This window comes from Streptomyces sp. NPDC055013, assembly GCF_053608645.1.
On record NZ_JBSGVW010000015.1, the window covers coordinates 92,520 to 109,704 of the forward strand.

17 protein-coding genes are annotated in these 17,185 nt (G+C 71.1%); 12 read left to right on the plus strand and 5 right to left on the minus strand.

Translation table 11 applies throughout. From position 1 onward, the window contains the following. Window positions 1-5: 5 nt before the first annotated feature. The 6 genes from ACWGDB_RS20675 to ACWGDB_RS20700 all read left to right on the plus strand — a co-directional run bounded on the left by ACWGDB_RS20675 (window position 6) and on the right by ACWGDB_RS20700 (window position 7,116). On the plus strand, window positions 6-2,480 hold the full coding sequence (locus tag ACWGDB_RS20675) for a thioester reductase domain-containing protein (protein ID WP_453823720.1): 2,475 nt from the start codon (window positions 6-8) through the stop codon (window positions 2,478-2,480). Further along, the gene (locus ACWGDB_RS20680) at window positions 2,477-3,616 is read left to right on the plus strand and encodes an alpha/beta hydrolase (protein WP_453823721.1); all 1,140 of its coding nucleotides are present in this window, start codon (window positions 2,477-2,479) and stop codon (window positions 3,614-3,616) included. The genes ACWGDB_RS20675 and ACWGDB_RS20680 overlap by 4 nt, the downstream gene beginning before the upstream one ends. A gap of 73 nt (window positions 3,617-3,689) precedes the next feature. After that, window positions 3,690-4,469, plus strand: coding sequence for an alpha/beta fold hydrolase (locus tag ACWGDB_RS20685; protein ID WP_453823722.1), 780 nt, complete (start codon window positions 3,690-3,692; stop codon window positions 4,467-4,469). A 113-nt stretch (window positions 4,470-4,582) separates the two neighbouring features. Then, on the plus strand, window positions 4,583-4,936 hold the full coding sequence (locus ACWGDB_RS20690; RefSeq protein ID WP_453823723.1) for an ArsR/SmtB family transcription factor: 354 nt from the start codon (window positions 4,583-4,585) through the stop codon (window positions 4,934-4,936). After that, window positions 4,929-5,567: an SRPBCC family protein gene (locus tag ACWGDB_RS20695; protein ID WP_453823724.1), complete on the plus strand. Its 639-nt coding sequence runs from the start codon at window positions 4,929-4,931 to the stop codon at window positions 5,565-5,567. The genes ACWGDB_RS20690 and ACWGDB_RS20695 overlap by 8 nt, the downstream gene beginning before the upstream one ends. 169 nt (window positions 5,568-5,736) lie before the next feature. Further along, a complete protein-coding gene (locus ACWGDB_RS20700) occupies window positions 5,737-7,116 on the plus strand; it encodes an endo-1,4-beta-xylanase (RefSeq protein WP_453823725.1) in 1,380 nt (459 codons plus the stop codon). 90 nt (window positions 7,117-7,206) lie between these two features. On the opposite strand, the gene ACWGDB_RS20705 is transcribed toward ACWGDB_RS20700, so the two are convergent. Then, complete coding sequence (locus ACWGDB_RS20705; protein ID WP_453823726.1) at window positions 7,207-7,932, minus strand: lipoprotein; 726 nt, start codon at window positions 7,930-7,932, stop codon at window positions 7,207-7,209. Window positions 7,933-8,037: 105 nt separating this feature from the next. Between ACWGDB_RS20705 and ACWGDB_RS20710 the strand changes: the two genes are divergently transcribed. Further along, window positions 8,038-8,829: a maleylpyruvate isomerase family mycothiol-dependent enzyme gene (locus ACWGDB_RS20710; RefSeq protein WP_453823727.1), complete on the plus strand. Its 792-nt coding sequence runs from the start codon at window positions 8,038-8,040 to the stop codon at window positions 8,827-8,829. Between the two features lies 1 nt (window position 8,830). Here ACWGDB_RS20710 and ACWGDB_RS20715 read toward each other — a convergent pair whose 3' ends face one another. Next, window positions 8,831-9,460 (minus strand): NADPH-dependent F420 reductase, encoded by a 630-nt coding sequence (locus ACWGDB_RS20715; protein ID WP_453823728.1) that lies wholly within the window; start codon window positions 9,458-9,460, stop codon window positions 8,831-8,833. A 219-nt stretch (window positions 9,461-9,679) separates the two neighbouring features. Here ACWGDB_RS20715 and ACWGDB_RS20720 point away from each other — a divergent pair, with 219 nt between their 5' ends. Next, window positions 9,680-10,321: a class I SAM-dependent methyltransferase gene (locus tag ACWGDB_RS20720; RefSeq protein ID WP_453823729.1), complete on the plus strand. Its 642-nt coding sequence runs from the start codon at window positions 9,680-9,682 to the stop codon at window positions 10,319-10,321. Window positions 10,322-10,333: 12 nt separating this feature from the next. Here the strand turns inward: ACWGDB_RS20720 and ACWGDB_RS20725 are convergent, their stop codons facing one another. Both ACWGDB_RS20725 and ACWGDB_RS20730 read right to left on the minus strand, forming a co-directional pair. After that, window positions 10,334-11,908, minus strand: a complete 1,575-nt coding sequence (locus ACWGDB_RS20725) for an FAD-dependent oxidoreductase (protein WP_453823730.1) — start codon at window positions 11,906-11,908, stop codon at window positions 10,334-10,336. After that, the gene (locus ACWGDB_RS20730) at window positions 11,905-12,504 is read right to left on the minus strand and encodes a TetR/AcrR family transcriptional regulator (RefSeq protein WP_453823731.1); all 600 of its coding nucleotides are present in this window, start codon (window positions 12,502-12,504) and stop codon (window positions 11,905-11,907) included. The genes ACWGDB_RS20725 and ACWGDB_RS20730 overlap by 4 nt, the downstream gene beginning before the upstream one ends. A 74-nt stretch (window positions 12,505-12,578) precedes the next feature. On the opposite strand from ACWGDB_RS20730, the gene ACWGDB_RS20735 reads away from it, so the two are divergent. Continuing rightward, window positions 12,579-14,177 (plus strand): FAD-binding oxidoreductase, encoded by a 1,599-nt coding sequence (locus ACWGDB_RS20735; RefSeq protein WP_453823732.1) that lies wholly within the window; start codon window positions 12,579-12,581, stop codon window positions 14,175-14,177. 89 nt (window positions 14,178-14,266) lie between these two features. Then, entirely contained in the window at window positions 14,267-15,148 is an 882-nt protein-coding gene (locus tag ACWGDB_RS20740; protein ID WP_453823733.1) for a YegS/Rv2252/BmrU family lipid kinase, read from the plus strand. 280 nt (window positions 15,149-15,428) lie between these two features. On the opposite strand, the gene ACWGDB_RS20745 is transcribed toward ACWGDB_RS20740, so the two are convergent. Then, complete coding sequence (locus tag ACWGDB_RS20745) at window positions 15,429-15,794, minus strand: helix-turn-helix transcriptional regulator (protein ID WP_453823734.1); 366 nt, start codon at window positions 15,792-15,794, stop codon at window positions 15,429-15,431. Window positions 15,795-15,923: 129 nt separating this feature from the next. Here ACWGDB_RS20745 and ACWGDB_RS20750 point away from each other — a divergent pair, with 129 nt between their 5' ends. Together ACWGDB_RS20750 and ACWGDB_RS20755 are read left to right on the plus strand one after the other, a co-directional pair. Next, a complete protein-coding gene (locus ACWGDB_RS20750) occupies window positions 15,924-16,661 on the plus strand; it encodes an ANTAR domain-containing protein (protein ID WP_453823735.1) in 738 nt (245 codons plus the stop codon). A gap of 59 nt (window positions 16,662-16,720) precedes the next feature. Next, a complete protein-coding gene (locus ACWGDB_RS20755; protein WP_328429991.1) occupies window positions 16,721-17,173 on the plus strand; it encodes a flavodoxin family protein in 453 nt (150 codons plus the stop codon). Window positions 17,174-17,185: the final 12 nt, after the last annotated feature.

The window sequence follows — 17,185 nt, forward strand, 5'->3', positions numbered from 1 at the left end:
CTCTCATGCGTGAGGTGAACGAGAACGTGTCGGCAGCCGCCGAACAGCGGGCGACCGCGGAGGAGATAGAGCGGGGTGGTCTCGGTCTGTCCGTGACCGACCTGCTGGCCAGGCTCGCGCGATCGGCCACGCCGCCCACGCAGCCGGAGACCGCGGGACCTTCAACTCCGCAGCAGACGGTACCGAGCAGCGCGGTGGCGCCGTCCGGCACCGACACCGGCAGCGCCACGCCGCGTGACGTGGAGACCCTTGCGGCCGCCGTCGCAGCCGTCGCCGGCCGTTACGTCCCCGCAGGCCTGCTGTCGCCCGACGCCGACTTCTTCGACGCCGGGGGTACCTCCGTCAATGCCGTGGAGCTCGTCGCCGCGCTGGAGAACGAGTTGGGCATGGAGATCGACCTGGACGAGGTGTTCGCCGACGCCCGGCCGATCAGCCTGGCAAGGCGGGGGTTCGGGAGCAGCAACGGGGCCCCGGGCGTCGGACCGGAAACGGTCGTAGCGGGAACCGCCGTAGCGGCAGCCGCCGTACCGCAAGCGCCCGCACCTGTGGCGGTCCGGGTTCAGCCCCCGGCAGCCGCCGCCTCGCCCCCGGCCGTGACCGCCCCTCCGCCCCTCCCGACCCTTGCCCGCCCCACCCCCTCGGACGCCACGGCCCGCCCCGAGGACCTCACCCAGATCCTCGCCGACCTGGCCCTCGCCGACCGTCTCCCCTTCACCGCCTCGCCCGACCCGCTCCCGCCCCGCCGCATCCTGCTGACCGGAGCCACCGGCTTCCTCGGCAGCCATATGCTCCTGGACCTGCTGCGCCACAGCGACGCCCACGTCTACTGCCTGGTCCGGGCCGCCGACGAGGAGGCGGCCACCTCCCGGCTCGGCGACGCTCTCAAGAGCTACTCGCTGCCCTGGTCGTCGGAAGTCCGCCGCCGCATCACCGTCCTCCCCGGCGACATGCGCCAGCCCCACCTGGGCCTGTCCGACGACCTCTGGAACACTCTCGCCCAGGAGCTGGACAGCGTCGTCGGCGTCGCGGCCGCCGTGGACTTCCTGCGCGGGTACCAGTCCCTGCGCAGCAGCAACGTCCTCGGCGCCCTCACCCTGGCCGAACTCGCAGCGACCGGGCGCCCCAAGCCCCTGCACCACATCTCCTCGATCGCCGTCTTCAACGAGGTCGGCATCCCCTCCATGGGCGAGGACGACCCCTTCGCGCACATCGACCGCCTGATCGCCGGCTACGACCAGACCAAGTGGGCCGCGGAGGTCGCCCTGCGCCGGGCCCGCGACCACGGCCTGGTCGTCACCGCGCTGCGCCCCGGCGGAATCGGCGGCCACAGCAGGACCGGCGCCTACAACCCCCAGGACCTCAGCAGCGGCCTCATCTCGGCCTTCGGCCGGTTCCGCACCGTCCCCGCGTTCCGCTACCTCAACGCCGCCCCGGTCGACTGGGTCAGCCGCGTCGCGGTCGCCGCCGTCTGCGAACCCGACGCCTGGGGCTTCGACTACAACCTCACCGGTGTCCCCAACACCCTCGACGACGTCGTGCAGGACATGGCGCTCGGCGGTATGCACGTCCGCGTGCAGGACTGGGACGAGTGGCGCACCGACGCTCTGGCCCGGCTGCAGGCCGACCCGGTCCCCGAACTGGCCTTCCTCACCCGCGTGTTGCAGAGCCCTACCGCCCTGAAGCTGTGCGAGGCCACCCTGAAGGGCCCGGCCGCCGTCGCCGACCGCACCACGGCACTGGTCGAGGCACTCGGACTCCAGCCGGCCGCCCGTTACGACGCCCGCGCCCAGCTGAAGACGTTCGAACGCCTCGCCGGCGACGGTCTGGCCCGCCTCCCGCACAAGGACGACCAGCCCTACCTCTGGTTCGACGAAACCACCGAGGGCGGCGTCGGCCCCGCCGGAGCCGCGCCCGACACCCCTTGTGCGATGTCCCTGACCCTCTCCATCGCGAGCATGCACCAGCTGGTGACGGACCGTCGCGTCGACGTACGCGGCCAGGTCACCTGCCCGGCCGTGCACCCCGAGCCGCTGGCCGTGGAACGCGGCGACATCTGGGTCCGCCCCGAGGAAGGCATCCCGCACCGCCACGGCCTGCGCCACCAACTCCTGCGCTACCGAATGGAGTTGACGGACGCCGACGGTGGCCGCTGGTGGCTGGAGGGCCACAAGTACGCCCGCGCCCGCCGCGACGTCTGGCGCCAGACCCGGGCCCTCACCGTGGAGCTCGGCCGCGAGGGCGAACCGGCGAGCCTGGCCGGCGAGGTCGTCGTCCCCGCGGACTCCTACGTGCGCGACCAGATCGACGGCATCAAGGTCGATCCGCGCCTCACCAGCCAGGAGAAACGCGCCGCCAAGCTGACCTGGCTCGCCTGGTTCGGCCTGGAGATGGGCCGCGGCCTGCTCGGGCCCTTCGCCCGCGCCGCCGCGGACCTGCTCGACCTGCGCCGCACCCAGACCCCCACGGAGCACCACCGATGATCTTCCGGACGACGAACCCCAGGCCCGCCAGGCCGGCCCTGCGCAAGGTCAGGACCACCACGACCCTGCGCCCCCTCCAGCACCGCCTCGACCCGGCCAGGGTCGAGGAGATCCCGTTCCACACCAGCGACGGCGTACGCCTCGGCCTGACCCGCATCGACACCGGCGACCGGGGCCGCCCCGCCGTGCTGCTCCTGCACGGACACACCGCCTCGGCCGACATGTTCCTGCTGCCCGAGACCCGCAACCTGGTCGACGTCCTGCTGGACGAGGGCTACGAGCCCTGGCTGCTCGACTGGCGGGGCAGCTGCCGCCTCCCGTACAACGAGACGGGCCGCCGGTACACCTACGACGATGTCGCCCTGTACGACATCCCCGAGGCCGTCCGCCACATCCGCACCCGCGTCGGCGAGAGCCCCCTGTTCGCCGTCGCCCACTGCATCGGCTCCCTCACCCTCTCCCTGAGCATGACGGCGGGCCTGGTCCCCGGACTTGCCGGCGTGGTGTCCCAGGGCGTGTTCCTCACGCCGAAGCTCGCGGGCCGCACCTCCCTGCGCATGACGCTGGCCGGGGAGCTGCTGAAGTCCCGGATCGACCACATCCCGGTCGACTTCCGCAAGGTCGGCCTGCGGTCGAAGTACACCCCGCTGTTCGCCCTCGCCTCCCGCAAGGCGACCTGCCCGGACCCCACCTGCCAGATCCTGCACAACTCGGCCTGGGGAACCGGGGCTTCCCTGTTCGTGCACGAGCACCTGACCGACACGACCCACAACCGCCTCGCCGACCTCCTCGGCCCCGCCCCGCTGTGGATCCTGCCGCACCTGCGTCGCATCGAACTGGCCCGCACCGTCGTCCGCTGGCACGACACCGACCAGCGCTACCGGGCCCTCCCGCAGAACGCCCTGGACGCGGCTGCCCGCATCGACGCCCCCGTCCTGCTCCTGGCGGGCAGCGAGAACGACCTGTGGCTCGACTCCCAGGAGCTGTGCCGCGACGTCCTCGCCCACCGCCGGCCGCAACTGGACGTGACCTACACCGAGATCCCCGGCTACGGCCACCTGGACACGTTCCTCGGCAGGGGAGCGGCCCTCGACGTGTTCGGGCACATCCTCGATTTCCTGGACGAACGGCGGTGACGGCAGGCCACGACGCCGGTTACCGTACCGATCAGTAACCAGACCCTTCCCGCCGTATCCCAGGAGGCCACCCATGTCGCAGCTCGAAGTCGACGGCGCGACGCTGACGTACGACGACGAGGGTCCCCGCGAGGGCTCGGGTGTGCCCCTGGTGTTCGTCCACGGCTGGACGGCGAACCGGCATCGCTGGGACCACCAGGTGGCCCACTTCGCCGAGAAGCGGCGCGTCGTCCGGCTCGACCTGCGCGGGCACGGCGAGAGCAGCGGGGCGGGTGCGCGCACGATCGACGACCTGGCCAAGGACGTGCTCGCCCTCCTCGACCACCTCGAGATCGAGCGGTTCGCGATCACCGGCCACTCGATGGGCGGCATGATCGCCCAGACCATCACCCTCGCCCACCCGGAACGGGTCGAGCGCATGGTGCTGGTGAACTCCATCGGCAGGATGGCCTACAGCCGTGGCCGCGCCCTGCTGATGGCCGCCTCGACGCTCGCCCCCTTCCAGCTGTTCGTCGCCACCAACATCCAGCGCGCCTTCGCCCCCGGCTACCCGCGCGAGGAGATCCGCGAGTACATCCGCTCCTCCGCCGACACCCCCCGCGAAGTCGTCATGACGCTCTACGGCGCCATGCGTGCCTTCGATGTGCTGGACAGGGTCGGCGAGATACGCACGCCCACCCTGATGGTGCACGGCTACCACGACATCCAGTTGCCGCTCGCGCAGATGCTGCGGATGGCGAAGGCCTACCCCGACGCGGTGATCCGGGTCCTTGATGCCGGCCACGAACTGCCGGTGGAGAAGCCGGCCGAACTGACCGCGGCACTCGACGGGTTCCTCACCGACCGGGGATAGTCGGGAGGGCGCGGGGCAGGCGGACGCCCCGGACGCCCCGCTCGGGCCCCGGCCCGGCCAGGCCCGTTGTTTAAGTCTTGCCTTATATAAGCAGTCGCCGGCATAGTGAAGCCGTGCACGCATTCGATGTGCTGGGTGATCCGGTCAGGCGCCGGATATTGGAGCTGCTCGCGACCGGCGAGCAGGCATCGGGCGACATCGGTGCCGTGATCCAGGACGAGTTCGGAATCTCCCAACCGGCCGTGTCGCAGCACCTGCGGGTGCTGCGCGAGAGCGGCTTCGCGTCCGTGCGAGCCGAGGGCACGCGCCGGCTGTACGCCGTCGACGCCGCGCCGCTTCGCGAGGTGGACGCATGGCTGGAGAGGTTCCGCGGCTTCTGGGAACAACGGCTCGACGCCCTCGGGGCGGAACTCGCGCGAGGCAGGCGTGAGCGCAGGCTGAGAAAGGAAGCGACCGGGGATGAGTGAGATCGTCGACGAGCTGAACCGCCTGCACCGGCAGGTCGCTGCACGGCAGGTCGAGGCGGGCGAGGCCCGCACGGTGCTGCTGCGGCGCACGTACGACGCCGAGTTGACCGACGTGTGGGACGCGGTGACGTCGCCCGAGCGGATCAGCCGCTGGTTCCTGCCCGTCAGCGGGGAGTTCAAGGTCGGCGGGCGCTACCAGCTGGAGGGCAACGCCGGTGGCGAGATCCTCGAATGCGAGGAGCCCACATGGCTGCGCGTGAGCTGGCTGTACGGGCCCGACCCGGGGTTCAGTGAGGTCGAGGTGCGGATCACGCCGGAGGGCGAGGAGCGCACGGTGCTGGAGCTTGAGCACGTGGCGGTCGTCCCGGACGAGTTCTGGGACCGGTTCGGACCGGGAGCCGTGGGCATCGGCTGGGACCTCGGGCTGCTGGGCCTCGCCATGCACCTCGCCGGCGGTGGGATGAGCAAGGAGGAGTCCGAGGCCTGGCAGCTCTCGGACGAGGGCAAGGCGTACGCGACCCGGTCCGGCGAGCTGTGGGGAGAGGCCTACACCGCCTCGGGCGCCGACGGACAGGTCGTGGCGGCCACGACGGCGGCGACGATCGCGTTCTACACCGGCGAGGGCTCGTAGAGCAGCCCGAAACTTTCGAACTGCCGAAGAGTGTCGCAGAGGGGCTCTCTTGAGCCAACTGGGGCCGGTGGATGTGCAGTCTGTTGACGGCAAGGGGTGTCGCTCCTAGGGTCTGCCGCGAAATTCGGAAATCAGTCCGAAACTTTCGAAGCCCTGGGAAGGAGACGAGATGGTGACCAGCACATCCATCGACCCGCCTCCCGAGCGGCGCCCTCGCCGCTCGCGCACCCGCACCGCACTGGCCCTCGGCATGGCGGGCCTGCTCGCCGCCGGCGGTGTCACCGCCCTAGCGGGTACCGCCGAGGCCGCCGGCACCCTCGGCGCCGCGGCAGCCGAGAAGGGCCGCTACTTCGGCGCCGCCGTCGCCGCGAACCACTTGGGCGAAGCCCCGTACGCCTCGACGCTCAACACCGAGTTCAACTCGGTGACGCCGGAGAACGAGATGAAGTGGGACGCCGTCGAGCGCACCCGCGGCACCTTCACCTTCGGCTCCGCCGACCAGATCGTGAACCACGCACAGAGCCGGGGCATGAAGGTCCGCGGGCACACCCTGGTCTGGCACTCCCAGTTACCGAGCTGGGTCGCGGGACTCGGCACCGCCGACCTCAGATCGGCGATGAACAACCACATCACCCAGGTCATGCAGCACTACAAGGGCAAGATCCACTCCTGGGATGTCGTCAACGAGGCCTTCCAGGACGGCAGCAGCGGCGCCCGGCGCAGCTCGCCCTTCCAGGACAAGCTGGGCAACGGCTTCATCGAGGAGGCGTTCCGCACCGCCCGCGCCGCAGACCCCGCCGCCAGGCTCTGCTACAACGACTACAACACCGACGGCGTCAACGCGAAGAGCAATGCCGTCTACAACCTGGTCAGGGACTTCAAGTCCCGCGGCGTACCGATCGACTGCGTCGGCTTCCAGTCTCACTTCAACAGCGCCTCCCCGGTCCCGTCCGACTACCAGACGAACCTGCAGCGCTTCGCCGACCTCGGCGTCGACGTGCAGATCACCGAGCTGGACATCGAGGGCTCGGGCACGGCACAGGCCAACAGCTACACCAATGTGACGCGGGCCTGCCTGGCCGTCTCGCGCTGTACCGGCATCACCGTCTGGGGCGTCACCGACAAGTACTCCTGGCGCGCCAGTGGAACGCCCCTGCTGTTCGACGGCAACTACAACAAGAAGCCGGCGTACAACGCGGTCCTGACCGCGCTCGGCGGCTCCTCCGGCGGCGGCACTCCCGGCACCGCCTGCACGGCTACTTACAGCAAGGCCGAGGAATGGAGTGACCGCTTCAACGGCAAGGTCACCATCACCGCGGGGAGTTCAGGGATCAGCAACTGGACCGCGGCCGTCACCGTGACACCCCCGCAGCAGGTCTCCGCAACCTGGAACGGCACACCCAGCTGGGACACCAGCGGCAACGTCATGACGATGAGGCCGAACGGCAACGGCACCCTGGCCGCCGGAGCGTCGACGAGCTTCGGCTTCACGGTCATGAAGAACGGCACCGACGCGGCCCCGGTGGTCGGTACCTGTACGGCTTCCTGACCCTCGGGACCGGCTTCGAACCGGCACCGGACGGGCTCAGGACCGGCGTCCGGCGCGGCGGCTCTCAGCCGCGCCGGACACACCCGTCGTTCAGCCGACCCGCAGCGTCTTCTTGGCCAGTTCGTACGCCGGCAGCATCGCCCGGTGCTCCTCGGTGTCCATCCCGCCGAGGTGTATGACGACCGGCCCCTTCTCGGTGGTGACGGCCAGGGCGGTCTCCTCCTTCGTCTCCTCCAGGAGCTTGCTCGTGACGAGGTACTTCACCTCGGCACCGGCGAGACCGCCCGCCTTGAACGCGCTGTACTTCGCCTTGCTCACGCCGTTCTCGTCGGCCAGGAAGGCCTCCAGCACGGTGCGTGCGTCGTCGTCACCCGGCTCGCCCGTCCAGATGCGCAGGAAGCCGATGTTCCCCGCGGGCTTGGCGTCCACCTCGCAGGCGGCCGTGACGGTGCCCTGGTGCAGCAGCGCGTCGGCGATCTCCTGGGCCAGCTCGCTGTTCTCGGAGTCACCGCCCCCCTTACTGCCACCCGCCTCGTCCTTCTCCGTCCCGGCGTCGACGGCCTCCGCCTCCCAGTACTGGGCGATGTCGAAGGTGACCGGGAGCTCGCAGTCCGATCCGGCGGGGCCGATGGTGCCGCCGCGCTTCACCGCCGTATCACCGTCACTCGCCGCCTCGGCCGACGCGGACGCAGCCGTCGATGCGCTCGCCGACGCCTTCGGGTCGTCCTCGGCCGCCCCCGAACAGCCCGTCAGCACCCCTGCCAGCAACGCCACCTGCGCCAGTCGGCGCCGTACCTGTCCCGCCCCCACCAACATCGTGCTCTCCCCACCCGATCCTGCTTTTTCTGATCTTGCTCAGGCGGCACACAGTATCCGAGACCACTGACAAATCGGATTCCGGCCCTGCGGCATCATGAGGCGATGACCTCGCTGACCTTCGACCGTTACTGCGACGCGATCGTCTCCCAGACCGAGCAGCTCACCGCCCATGTGCGCGGCGCGGCGATGGACTCCCCGGTGCTCTCGTGCCCCGGCTGGAATCTCGGCCAGCTGCTGCGGCACGTGGGCGGCGACCATCGTTGGCCCGAGGAGATCGTACGGACCCGCGCCACCGGTCCGATCCCCGACGACGGCGTGAACGACCTGACCCCGTACACCCAAGAGGTCGAGGAGTTCCTGCTCCCGTGGCTCGCCGAAGGCGCGGCACGGCTCAGTACCGCCCTCCGTGCAGCCGGCCCCGCCGCGCAGGCGTGGAACCCGTCCGACGAGCGGTCGGCGCCGGTGGTGTTCTGGGCCCGGCGCATGACCTACGAGACCGCCCTGCACCGGGCCGACGCCGCCCTGGCGACGGGGGCGGAGTTCGCGCTCGATGGCGACCTCGCCGTCGACGCGGTGCAGGAATGGCTGGAGTTCTCGACGTTCCCCGAGGCGTTCGAGCCGGGTCCGGACCTGCCCGACCTGCTCGGCCCGGACCGTAGGCTCCACTTCGACGCGACCGACGCCGGAGAATGGCTCGTCGATCTCACGGGCAGGCACCCCGTCTGGCACCCCGGACCCGGCGACGCCACCGCGACCGCACGCGGCCCCGTGACCGACCTCCTCCTGTACTTCTACCGCCGGCCGGCACCCGCCGTCGAAACCGAGGGCGACACCGCACTCCTCGACCTCTGGCGCACGCGCGCGGGCTTCTGGCTGGAGGCGCCGGAGGAGTGACCTACTCGACGGCGGCGCGGGTGACCACCTTGATGTTGAACATGTGCGCGCCCACGCCGCCCGCGATCCCCATGAAGAGCAACGCGAAGTGCTCCTGTCCGCGCGCGGTGCGGATGCCGCCGATGTCGAGTTGGGACGACGGGGCCCAGCCGAGGTCGGTGAGCAGTCGGCCGGTGGTCCGCTTGGCCTCGGCGTCGTCGCCGGAGAGGAAGACGGTGCTCGCGCCCTCGAGATCGTTCGGCGCGATCATCACGGTGGCGTCCATGGTGCACAGTGTCTTGACGACGGGGGTCAGGGGGAAGGCCTCCTGGATCTGTTCACCCAGGCTGCTGTTGGGATGGGAGAGTTCGCTGTAGTCGTCGCTGAGGCCGACCCCGACATCGATCAGCAAGGTGCCGGCCAGCGCCGGTGCCCCGATCGAGTGCAGCAGTTCCACGGAGACGGTCCCGGGGGTGGCGTTGACCAGAACCTCCGCGTGGGCCGCCGTCTCGCTCAAGCCCGCCACGGGGAGGCCGAGGTCCGTGCGTTCCTTCGGGTTGCGTGAACCCAGTAATACGTCGTGCCCTGCGGCACTCCATCCATGGGCCAGTGCTCGTGCGACGTTGCCGGTGCCAAGTAGTCCGATACGCATGGTGTGAGGCTAGGCGGAGCGCGGGTCCGGTAGATCGGGCCGCGGGCTCAGGTGCACCGGGACCAAGGTCGTAGTTCTGTGGTCGCTCACCCCTGGCTTTGCTGAACCGGCAACACTGTTTGTCTCCCGCCAAGGCCTCCCGCAGGCTTCGTCAGCGTGGACCGGGAAGCCTCGCGCTGCTCGTGTCCCACCACGACATCTGTGCATACGGGAGGCGCCATGACCGAGACATCCGCAGTGCAGGCCGCCGAGTTCTGGGAGGCCCGCTACCGCGACCGCGACGGGCGTCTGTGGAGCGGCCGCCCCAACGCGCTGCTCGTGCGTGAGGCCGCCGACCTCGCAACCGGCAGCGCGCTCGACCTCGGATGCGGCGAAGGAGGCGACGCGGTGTGGCTGGCCTCACGCGGCTGGCGGGTCACCGGCGTCGACATCGCGCACACGGCTCTGGAACGCGCCTCCCTGCACGCCGCCGACGCAGGCGTGAGCGACCGAACGTCCTGGGAACGGCACGTGCTGGGAGAGACGTTCCCCGAGGGCTCCTTCGACCTGGTGAACGCGCAGTTCCTGCAGTCACCGGTCGCCCTGGACCAGCAGCGCGTTCTGCGGCAGGCCGCAGCGGCGGTCGCGGTGGGCGGCACCTTGCTGATCGTCATGCACGCCGGCTGGCCGTCCTGGCAGACCGAGCCGCCCTTCGACGCGGAGTTCCCCACCCCGCAGGGTGTCCTCGACGAACTCGCCCTGCCGGAGGCCGGCTGGAGCGTGGAGACGCTGGAGACGGTACGCAAGCCGAGCGAGTCACCCGAGGGGCTGGAGGGCTTCCGGGACGACCACGTGTGGCGGCTTCGGCGGACCGGCGCCTGACGTACCGCGTCCTCAGGCGGACACGTCGGACCAGACCCGGCGCACGGCCTCCAGCGCCGCCGCACGATCGGCCGGCACCAGCCCGATCCGGGTACGCCGGTCCAGCAGGTCGGCCTCGTCCAGAGCGCCTTCGTGGCGCACGGCCCACAGCAGTTCGGCGTTGGTGACGGGATGCCCCGGCAGCACGGGTTCGGCCAGGCGGGGATCCTGGGCGGCGAGCGCGTGGATGGCCGGAGCCTCGGTGCCGTAGCGCTGGATGAGGCGGTGCGGTGCCTGGAGGGAACCGAGGGTGGCCGGTGACGCGGCGCCGACGAGGGGCAGGGTGGCCGTGGGGGAGGGGCCCGCGGTGAGTCGGCGTGCGGTGACGGCCGCGTCGACGGCGTCCTGGGCCATGCGCCGGTAGGTGGTGAGCTTGCCGCCGACCACGGTGATCACGCCGTCCGGCGAGGTCACCACCGCGTGCCGACGGGAGATGTCGGCGGTCCGCGGGGCCGCGCCGGAGCGTGCCGTCGGAGTGGTGTCCAGCAGGGGGCGAAGGCCCGCGAACGCGCCCACGACGTCGTCGCGTTGGACGGGCAGGTCCAGGACGGAGCCGAGGACGTCGAGGAGGAAGCCGATGTCCGTCTCGGGGACCTCGGGAACGTCGGGGATGTCGCCCTCGACCGGCTCGTCGGTGAGCCCGACATAGACGCGGCCGTCGCCCTGGGGCAGGACAAGGACGAAACGGTTGGTCTCGCCGGGGACCGGGACGTGCAGCCCTGCGGGCAGGGGGCCGAGGCGGTCGGAGCGCAGGACGAGGTGGGTGCCGCGTGAGGGGCGGATCCGGATGCCCTCCACCAGGTCGCCCGCCCAGACGCCGGACGCGTTGATCACGGCGCGGGCCCTGATCTCGCCTTCCTCGCCGGTGAGTTCGTCACGTATGCGGGCGCCGGACGCGGTGAGTTCCAGAGCCCTGACACGGGTCAGGACGCGTGCATCGCGTGCGGCGGCGGTGCGGGCGATCGCGGTCACCAGTCGGGCGTCGTCGGTGAGCCGCCCGTCCCAGGACAGCAGGCCGCCGCGCAGACCCTGGGTGCGCAGGGCCGGGGCGAGATGCCGTGTCTCCACCGCGGAGAGCCGGCGCGGGGCGGGGAGGGTGGCGCGGGCCGTGCGGGCCGCCAGGCGCAGCGTGTCACCGGCGCGGAATCCGGCCCAGGCCAGGGCGGACTGGCCCCGGGAGACCAGGGGGGTGAGGGGCAGTACGAAGGGCTGGGCCCGCACCAGATGCGGTGCGGTTCGCTCCATCAACACCCCGCGCTCCACGGCGCTTTCGTGGGCCACGTCGAGCTGTGCCGAGGCGAGATAGCGCAGCCCGCCGTGGATGAGCTTGCTGCTGAAGCGCGAGGTGCCGAAGGCCAGGTCGTGGGCATCGACGGCGACCACCGACAGACCGCGGGCCGCGGCGTCCAGCGCGACCCCGGCACCCGTCGCGCCCAGCCCGACGACCAGGACGTCCACGGCCGGACCGCCGACGGCCTCGGCCAGTTCGCGTGAGCGCCGGGCGGCGGACAGGGACGATCCGGGAACCGGGGGAGTGGCGGGGCTCATGGCGTGAGGGTCCTTTCCAGGATGCTGCGCAGTTCCGCCAGGAAGGCCTCACTGCTCAGGTCGGCGTCGTCCTCGTCGGTCATGGTCCGCAGGGACAGGGTGAAGGACTGGACGATCAGCAGCAGGGCCCGTGCCTGCCGTTCGATATGGCCGGCGCGTACCGACCCGTCGGCGTGGCCTTCGCGCAGGCCGTCGGCCAGCAGGGCGAGAAGGGCCTGCTGGCTCGCGCCGCGGCGGTCGAGGACGTAGGGGAGCAGCAGTTCCGGATCGACGTCGACGATCTTCCGGAAGAGCGGATGGGCGCGGAAGGCATCCACCCCGGTCACGAGCCCGTCGACGATCAGACCGCGCGCGTCGGTGCCGGGCCGCCGCTCGGGCATGGCCGTGGTGGCGACCGCGACCCACTCCCGGGTCATGAGGTCGCCCACCAGGGAGCGCACATCGGGCCACCGTCTGTAGAGCGTCATCCGCGAGACACCCGCGCGGCGGGCCACGTCGGTCAGCGTCGTACGGCGGACTCCGACGGCCAGGACGCAGTCGCGTACCGCGTCGAGCACCGCGTCGCTGTCCGAGTGGTTGTGACGAATAGGCGTCATGTGTCACAGTGTAACGCCTGCGGGGCCGTCCGGGACACGGCATCGCTCGAATCGACCGGTGAGGACAACAGCCAATGGACATGCTGTGGAGCGGCTGGGGCGACCCGGCCAAGGCGGCGCCGCTGCCCGAGACCGTGACCGGGCTGCTGCGCGACTGGCTCGGCGTCAAGCCGCGCACCGCCGAGGCGGTCGCCCTGACGGACATCGCCGTACCCGAGCCGGGACTCGAACCCGCCGCACTCCAGGCCCTGTCCGCCGCGGTCGGCGGCGAGGAGCACGTCCGCACCGACGCGGAGAGCCGCATCCGGCACACGCGCGGCAAGTCCACCCCCGACCTGCTCCGCATGCGCGAAGGCGAAGTCGACGACATCCCCGCGGCCGTCGTACTCCCCGCCGGCCACGACGACGTGCTCGCGGCGGTGCGCGCCTGTGCCGAACACGGCCTGGCCGTCGTCCCGTTCGGCGGCGGTACGTCCGTCGTCGGCGGCCTCGCCCCCGCCCGGCGCGGCCCCTTCATCGCCCTGGACCTGCGCCGCATGGACCAGTTGCTCGCCCTCGACCCGGTCTCCCGCACCGCCACCCTGCAGCCCGGGCTGCGCGCACCGCAGGCCGAGGCGCTGCTGGCCGAACAGGGATTCACGCTCGGCCACTTCCCCCAGTCCTTCGAGTGGGCCACCATCGGCGGGTTCGCCGCCGCCCGCTCCAGCGGCCAGGCGTCCGCCGGTTACGGCCGCTTCGACGAGATGGTCCTGGGCCTGACCGTCGCCACCCCCGAGGGCACCCTCGACACGGGCCGCGCGCCTCGCTCGGCGGCCGGCCCCGACCTGCGGCAGCTCGTGCTCGGCTCGGAGGGCGCGTTCGGCGTCATCACGTCCGTCACCGTGCGGATCCGTCCCGTGCCGGCGACCCGCGTGTACGAGGGCTGGCGCTTCGACTCCTTCGAGGCGGGCGCCGCCGCGCTGCGCCGCCTCGCCCAGGACGGCCCGCGCCCGACGGTGCTGCGACTGTCCGACGAGACCGAGACGCTGATCGGCCTCGCCCAGCCCGACGCCATCGGGGCCGCCGTCGACGGGCAGCAGTCCCCGGGATGCACGGCGATCGCCGGCTACGAAGGCACCGACGAGGACACCTCGTACTGCCGGGAGCGTGCGTCGGCCGTCCTTCGGGACTGCGGCGGAACCCCCCTGGGCGAGGAACCCGGACAGCGCTGGGCGCACGGCCGCTATTCGGCCCCCTACCTGCGGGACTCCCTGCTGGACGCCGGGGCGTTCGTCGAGACGCTGGAGACGGCGACCTTCTGGTCACGCGTGCCCGAGCTGTACGCCTCCGTCCGCGACGCCCTGTCCACCACCCTCACCGAGGCCGGCACCCCGCCCCTGATCATGTGCCACATCTCCCACGTCTACGAGAACGGTGCCTCGCTGTACTTCACCGTCGTCTCGGCGCAGGGCGACGAACCGGTGGTGCACTGGGAGAAGGCCAAGCACGCAGCCAACGAGGCGATCCTCGCCGCGGGCGGCACCATCAGCCACCACCACGGCGTGGGCACCGACCACCGCGACTGGTACGTCCGCGAGGCGGGCCCCCTCGGCATCGAGGCGCTGCAGGCGGTGAAGCGCCGACTGGACCCGCAGGGTCTGCTCAACCCCGGGGTCCTCCTGCCCCTCGACTGACCTCACCGCACCGTTTCACCCCTCCCGCTCATCCACCTCCTCCGCCCGCCTCCGGCAGCACCCTCCCGTCGGCCCGAAAGGCACCCCCGATGCGACAGTTCACCGCCATCGTCAACCCCACGGCGGGCGGATCCGCCTCAGCTGCCGCACTGCTGAACGTGGCCAGGCCGCTGCGGGAGGCCGGGGCCGACCTGGAAACCGAGTACAGCCGCAGCCTGGCCCACGCGCAGGAACTGGCCCGTGACGCCGGGGAGCGGGGCCGGGTGGTGCTCGCCGTCGGCGGCGACGGAATCGCCGGCGGTGTCGGCGGGGCCCTCAGCGGCACCGAAGCCCTGCTCGGCCTGGTCCCCGCCGGCCGCGGCAACGACTTCGCCCGGGCGCTGAACCTGCCCACCGAGCCCGCCGCCCTCGCCGAGGTACTGCTCCACAACGAACCCCGGCAGGTCGACACGATCGAGGTCGAGTCGGCCGTGCACGACCGCACGGTGGTTCTCGGCAGCGTGTACGCCGGCGTCGACGCCCTGGCCAACCGCCACGCCAACGAGGCCACGCTGCTGCGCGGCTCGGCCTCCTACTACGCGGGCGGCCTGCGCGCCGTCACCACCTGGCGCCCCGCGCGCTACCGCGTCACCGTCGACGGCCAGGAACATCTGCACACCGGCTACACGGTCGTGGCCGCCAACTCCGGCTACTACGGATCCGGCCGCCTGATCGCCCCCGACGCCCGCGTCGACGACGGTCTGCTGGACGTCGTGATGATCCGCGAGGCGCCGCGCCGGCTGTTCTTCGCCCTGATGAACGAACTCAAGACCGGCGCCCACGTGCGTCGCCCCGAGGTGCAGATCCTGCGGGGCAGGGAGATCCGTATCGCGGCCGACCGTGAGGTGCCCTACGGCGCGGACGGCGAGGTGGAGGCCACCTTGCCGGTCACGGTCAGGGTTCTGCCGGGAGCACTGCGCGTCCTGTGCTGAGGCCGGGCCACCGGGTGCTTCCCGGGCGGCCGAGTCAGGCGACCGGCCGCCCGCCATGGCCGAGTCATGTCATCTGCACCCGGGCACGCGCCATCCGAAGCTCATACGCCATCCGCAGGTCATACGCCCTTCCAGGGGTACGCGCCGCCGGCAGACAATGCGCTTTCCGCGGGACAAGCGCGTCAGCGGACAATGTGCCTTTCGTGGGGCACGCGCCGTCAGCCGGTCGTCAGCCCTCGGCGGAGCGGGCACCGTCCGCGAGCCATCCACCCTCCGCGGGTCAACCGCCGTCCACGGGCATCCGCGGGCGCGCGGTCCTGAGCTGCTCCGGGGCGGAGATGTGGCCGGCCTCGGCCTGGACGAGCAGCGAGAGCAGTTCGGCCACCGGCAGTCCGGCCTCGGCGGGGTGCCGCAGCACCTTGCCGGCCTCGATCCGGTAGGTGTTGGTGCGTCCCTCGCGGGTGTGGGACAGATAACCGTCCTGCTCCAGGTCGGAAATGATCTTCTGGACAGCGCGCTCGGTGAGCCGGCAGTGCGCGGCGATGTTCCGGATCCGCACGTTCGGGTTGTCGGCGATGGCCGCGAGGACGCGGGCATGGTTCGTCAGAAACGTCCATCCGATGTGCGGCTCAGGGACTCCGTCCATGCCCCAAGAGTAGGGCTGGGCGTTCACGAATACAAATACACGCACTCAATTTCATGTATCTGTTGACGTGTTCCGCGGTTCGGGTTCACTCTTGGAGCGAGACGGGGAGTAGCTGAGAGAGAGGCGGTCATGCCCGAGCTCGCGTCCTCTGCACAGCCCTCCAACAGGGGTGCTGCCGACCCTGTGAACCACGACGGCGAACCGGCGGTGGCTTCGTCGTGTCCGCTGGTCACCACCGTCCTCGCGGATGGCGACAGGGTCATGGTGAAGGTCTCCGGAGAGCTCGACCTCGACAGCAGTGAGCGACTCCAGGGCGTCCTTCGTGAAGCGCTGAACCGCTCGGTCCGTGGCATCGACCTGCATCTGGAGGGTGTCTCCTTCTGCGACTGCTCGACCCTCAACATCCTGCTCAACATGCGCCACTTCGCCTTGGAGCAGGGCAAGACGGTCGCGATCCACGCAACCAGTACGGCAGTCGACCGCCTGCTCTCCCTGACCGGCACGCACTCGCTGTTCGGCCGGCTCGACCCGGACGGGCATGCCGCGGTCGATGGGTACGCCCAGGACCCGGAGGCGCCCGAGGGCGCCCATAACGATCTGCGGATAGAAGTCGCCCAACTGCGCCGGGCGATGCAGACCCGGCCCACCATCGACCTGGCCCGCGGAATCCTGATGGCCTCGTTCAGCCTGAGCTCCGAGGACGCCTGGACGGTACTGGTCACGGCCTCCCAGAACACCAACACCAAACTGCACTCCTTGGCGGGTGACCTGGTCACCGCGGTCAAGGGCGATGCGCTGCCCGAAGAGGTTCAGGAGCATCTGTCGGCCGCGGTCGCCAGGGTCAATACCGTCATCCCCGAGCACTGAGGGCAACACTCCGCACGTCAGGGTTGCGTCACGAACGGGCACCCCGGCAGGGTTCGGATGTGCCCACCTTGCTGATCGTGCATCACACGCCCTCGCCCAACTGCCAGGCCATGCTCGAAGCCCTCATCTCCGGTGCCACGGCCCCGGAGATCGAGAACGTCGAGGTCGTGCGCCGGCCGGCACTGTCGGCCACGGCCTCCGACGTGCTGGCCGCCGACGGCTACCTGCTCGCCACCCCGGCGAACCTCGGCTACATCTCCGGAGCCCTCAAACATTTCTTCGACCAGGTCTACTACCCCTGCCTGGACGCGACCCAGGGCCGGCCTTTCGGCTACTACGTGCACGGTGGCAGCGACGTCACCGGGGCGGTACGGGCGATCGATTCGATCACGACGGGCCTGGGCTGGCGCCGGGCGGCGAATCCGGTGACCGTCACGGGCGAGCCCACCAAGGCGGACACCGAGGCCTGCTGGGAGCTCGGGGCCACGCTCGCCGCCGGTCTGATGGGCTGACCTGAACGGCAG

Excerpts from the sequence above, each read along its gene's own strand:
- ACWGDB_RS20675 (WP_453823720.1), top strand. The coding sequence starts at position 6 with ATGCGTGAGGTGAACGAGAACGTGTCGGCAGCCGCCGAACAGCGGGCG.
- ACWGDB_RS20680 (WP_453823721.1), top strand. The coding sequence starts at position 2,477 with ATGATCTTCCGGACGACGAACCCCAGGCCCGCCAGGCCGGCCCTGCGC.
- ACWGDB_RS20685 (WP_453823722.1), top strand. The coding sequence starts at position 3,690 with ATGTCGCAGCTCGAAGTCGACGGCGCGACGCTGACGTACGACGACGAG.
- ACWGDB_RS20695 (WP_453823724.1), top strand. The coding sequence starts at position 4,929 with ATGAGTGAGATCGTCGACGAGCTGAACCGCCTGCACCGGCAGGTCGCT.
- ACWGDB_RS20700 (WP_453823725.1), top strand. The coding sequence starts at position 5,737 with ATGGTGACCAGCACATCCATCGACCCGCCTCCCGAGCGGCGCCCTCGC.
- ACWGDB_RS20705 (WP_453823726.1), bottom strand. The coding sequence starts at position 7,932 with ATGTTGGTGGGGGCGGGACAGGTACGGCGCCGACTGGCGCAGGTGGCG.
- ACWGDB_RS20710 (WP_453823727.1), top strand. The coding sequence starts at position 8,038 with ATGACCTCGCTGACCTTCGACCGTTACTGCGACGCGATCGTCTCCCAG.
- ACWGDB_RS20715 (WP_453823728.1), bottom strand. The coding sequence starts at position 9,460 with ATGCGTATCGGACTACTTGGCACCGGCAACGTCGCACGAGCACTGGCC.
- ACWGDB_RS20720 (WP_453823729.1), top strand. The coding sequence starts at position 9,680 with ATGACCGAGACATCCGCAGTGCAGGCCGCCGAGTTCTGGGAGGCCCGC.
- ACWGDB_RS20725 (WP_453823730.1), bottom strand. The coding sequence starts at position 11,908 with ATGAGCCCCGCCACTCCCCCGGTTCCCGGATCGTCCCTGTCCGCCGCC.
- ACWGDB_RS20730 (WP_453823731.1), bottom strand. The coding sequence starts at position 12,504 with ATGACGCCTATTCGTCACAACCACTCGGACAGCGACGCGGTGCTCGAC.
- ACWGDB_RS20735 (WP_453823732.1), top strand. The coding sequence starts at position 12,579 with ATGGACATGCTGTGGAGCGGCTGGGGCGACCCGGCCAAGGCGGCGCCG.
- ACWGDB_RS20740 (WP_453823733.1), top strand. The coding sequence starts at position 14,267 with ATGCGACAGTTCACCGCCATCGTCAACCCCACGGCGGGCGGATCCGCC.
- ACWGDB_RS20745 (WP_453823734.1), bottom strand. The coding sequence starts at position 15,794 with ATGGACGGAGTCCCTGAGCCGCACATCGGATGGACGTTTCTGACGAAC.
- ACWGDB_RS20750 (WP_453823735.1), top strand. The coding sequence starts at position 15,924 with ATGCCCGAGCTCGCGTCCTCTGCACAGCCCTCCAACAGGGGTGCTGCC.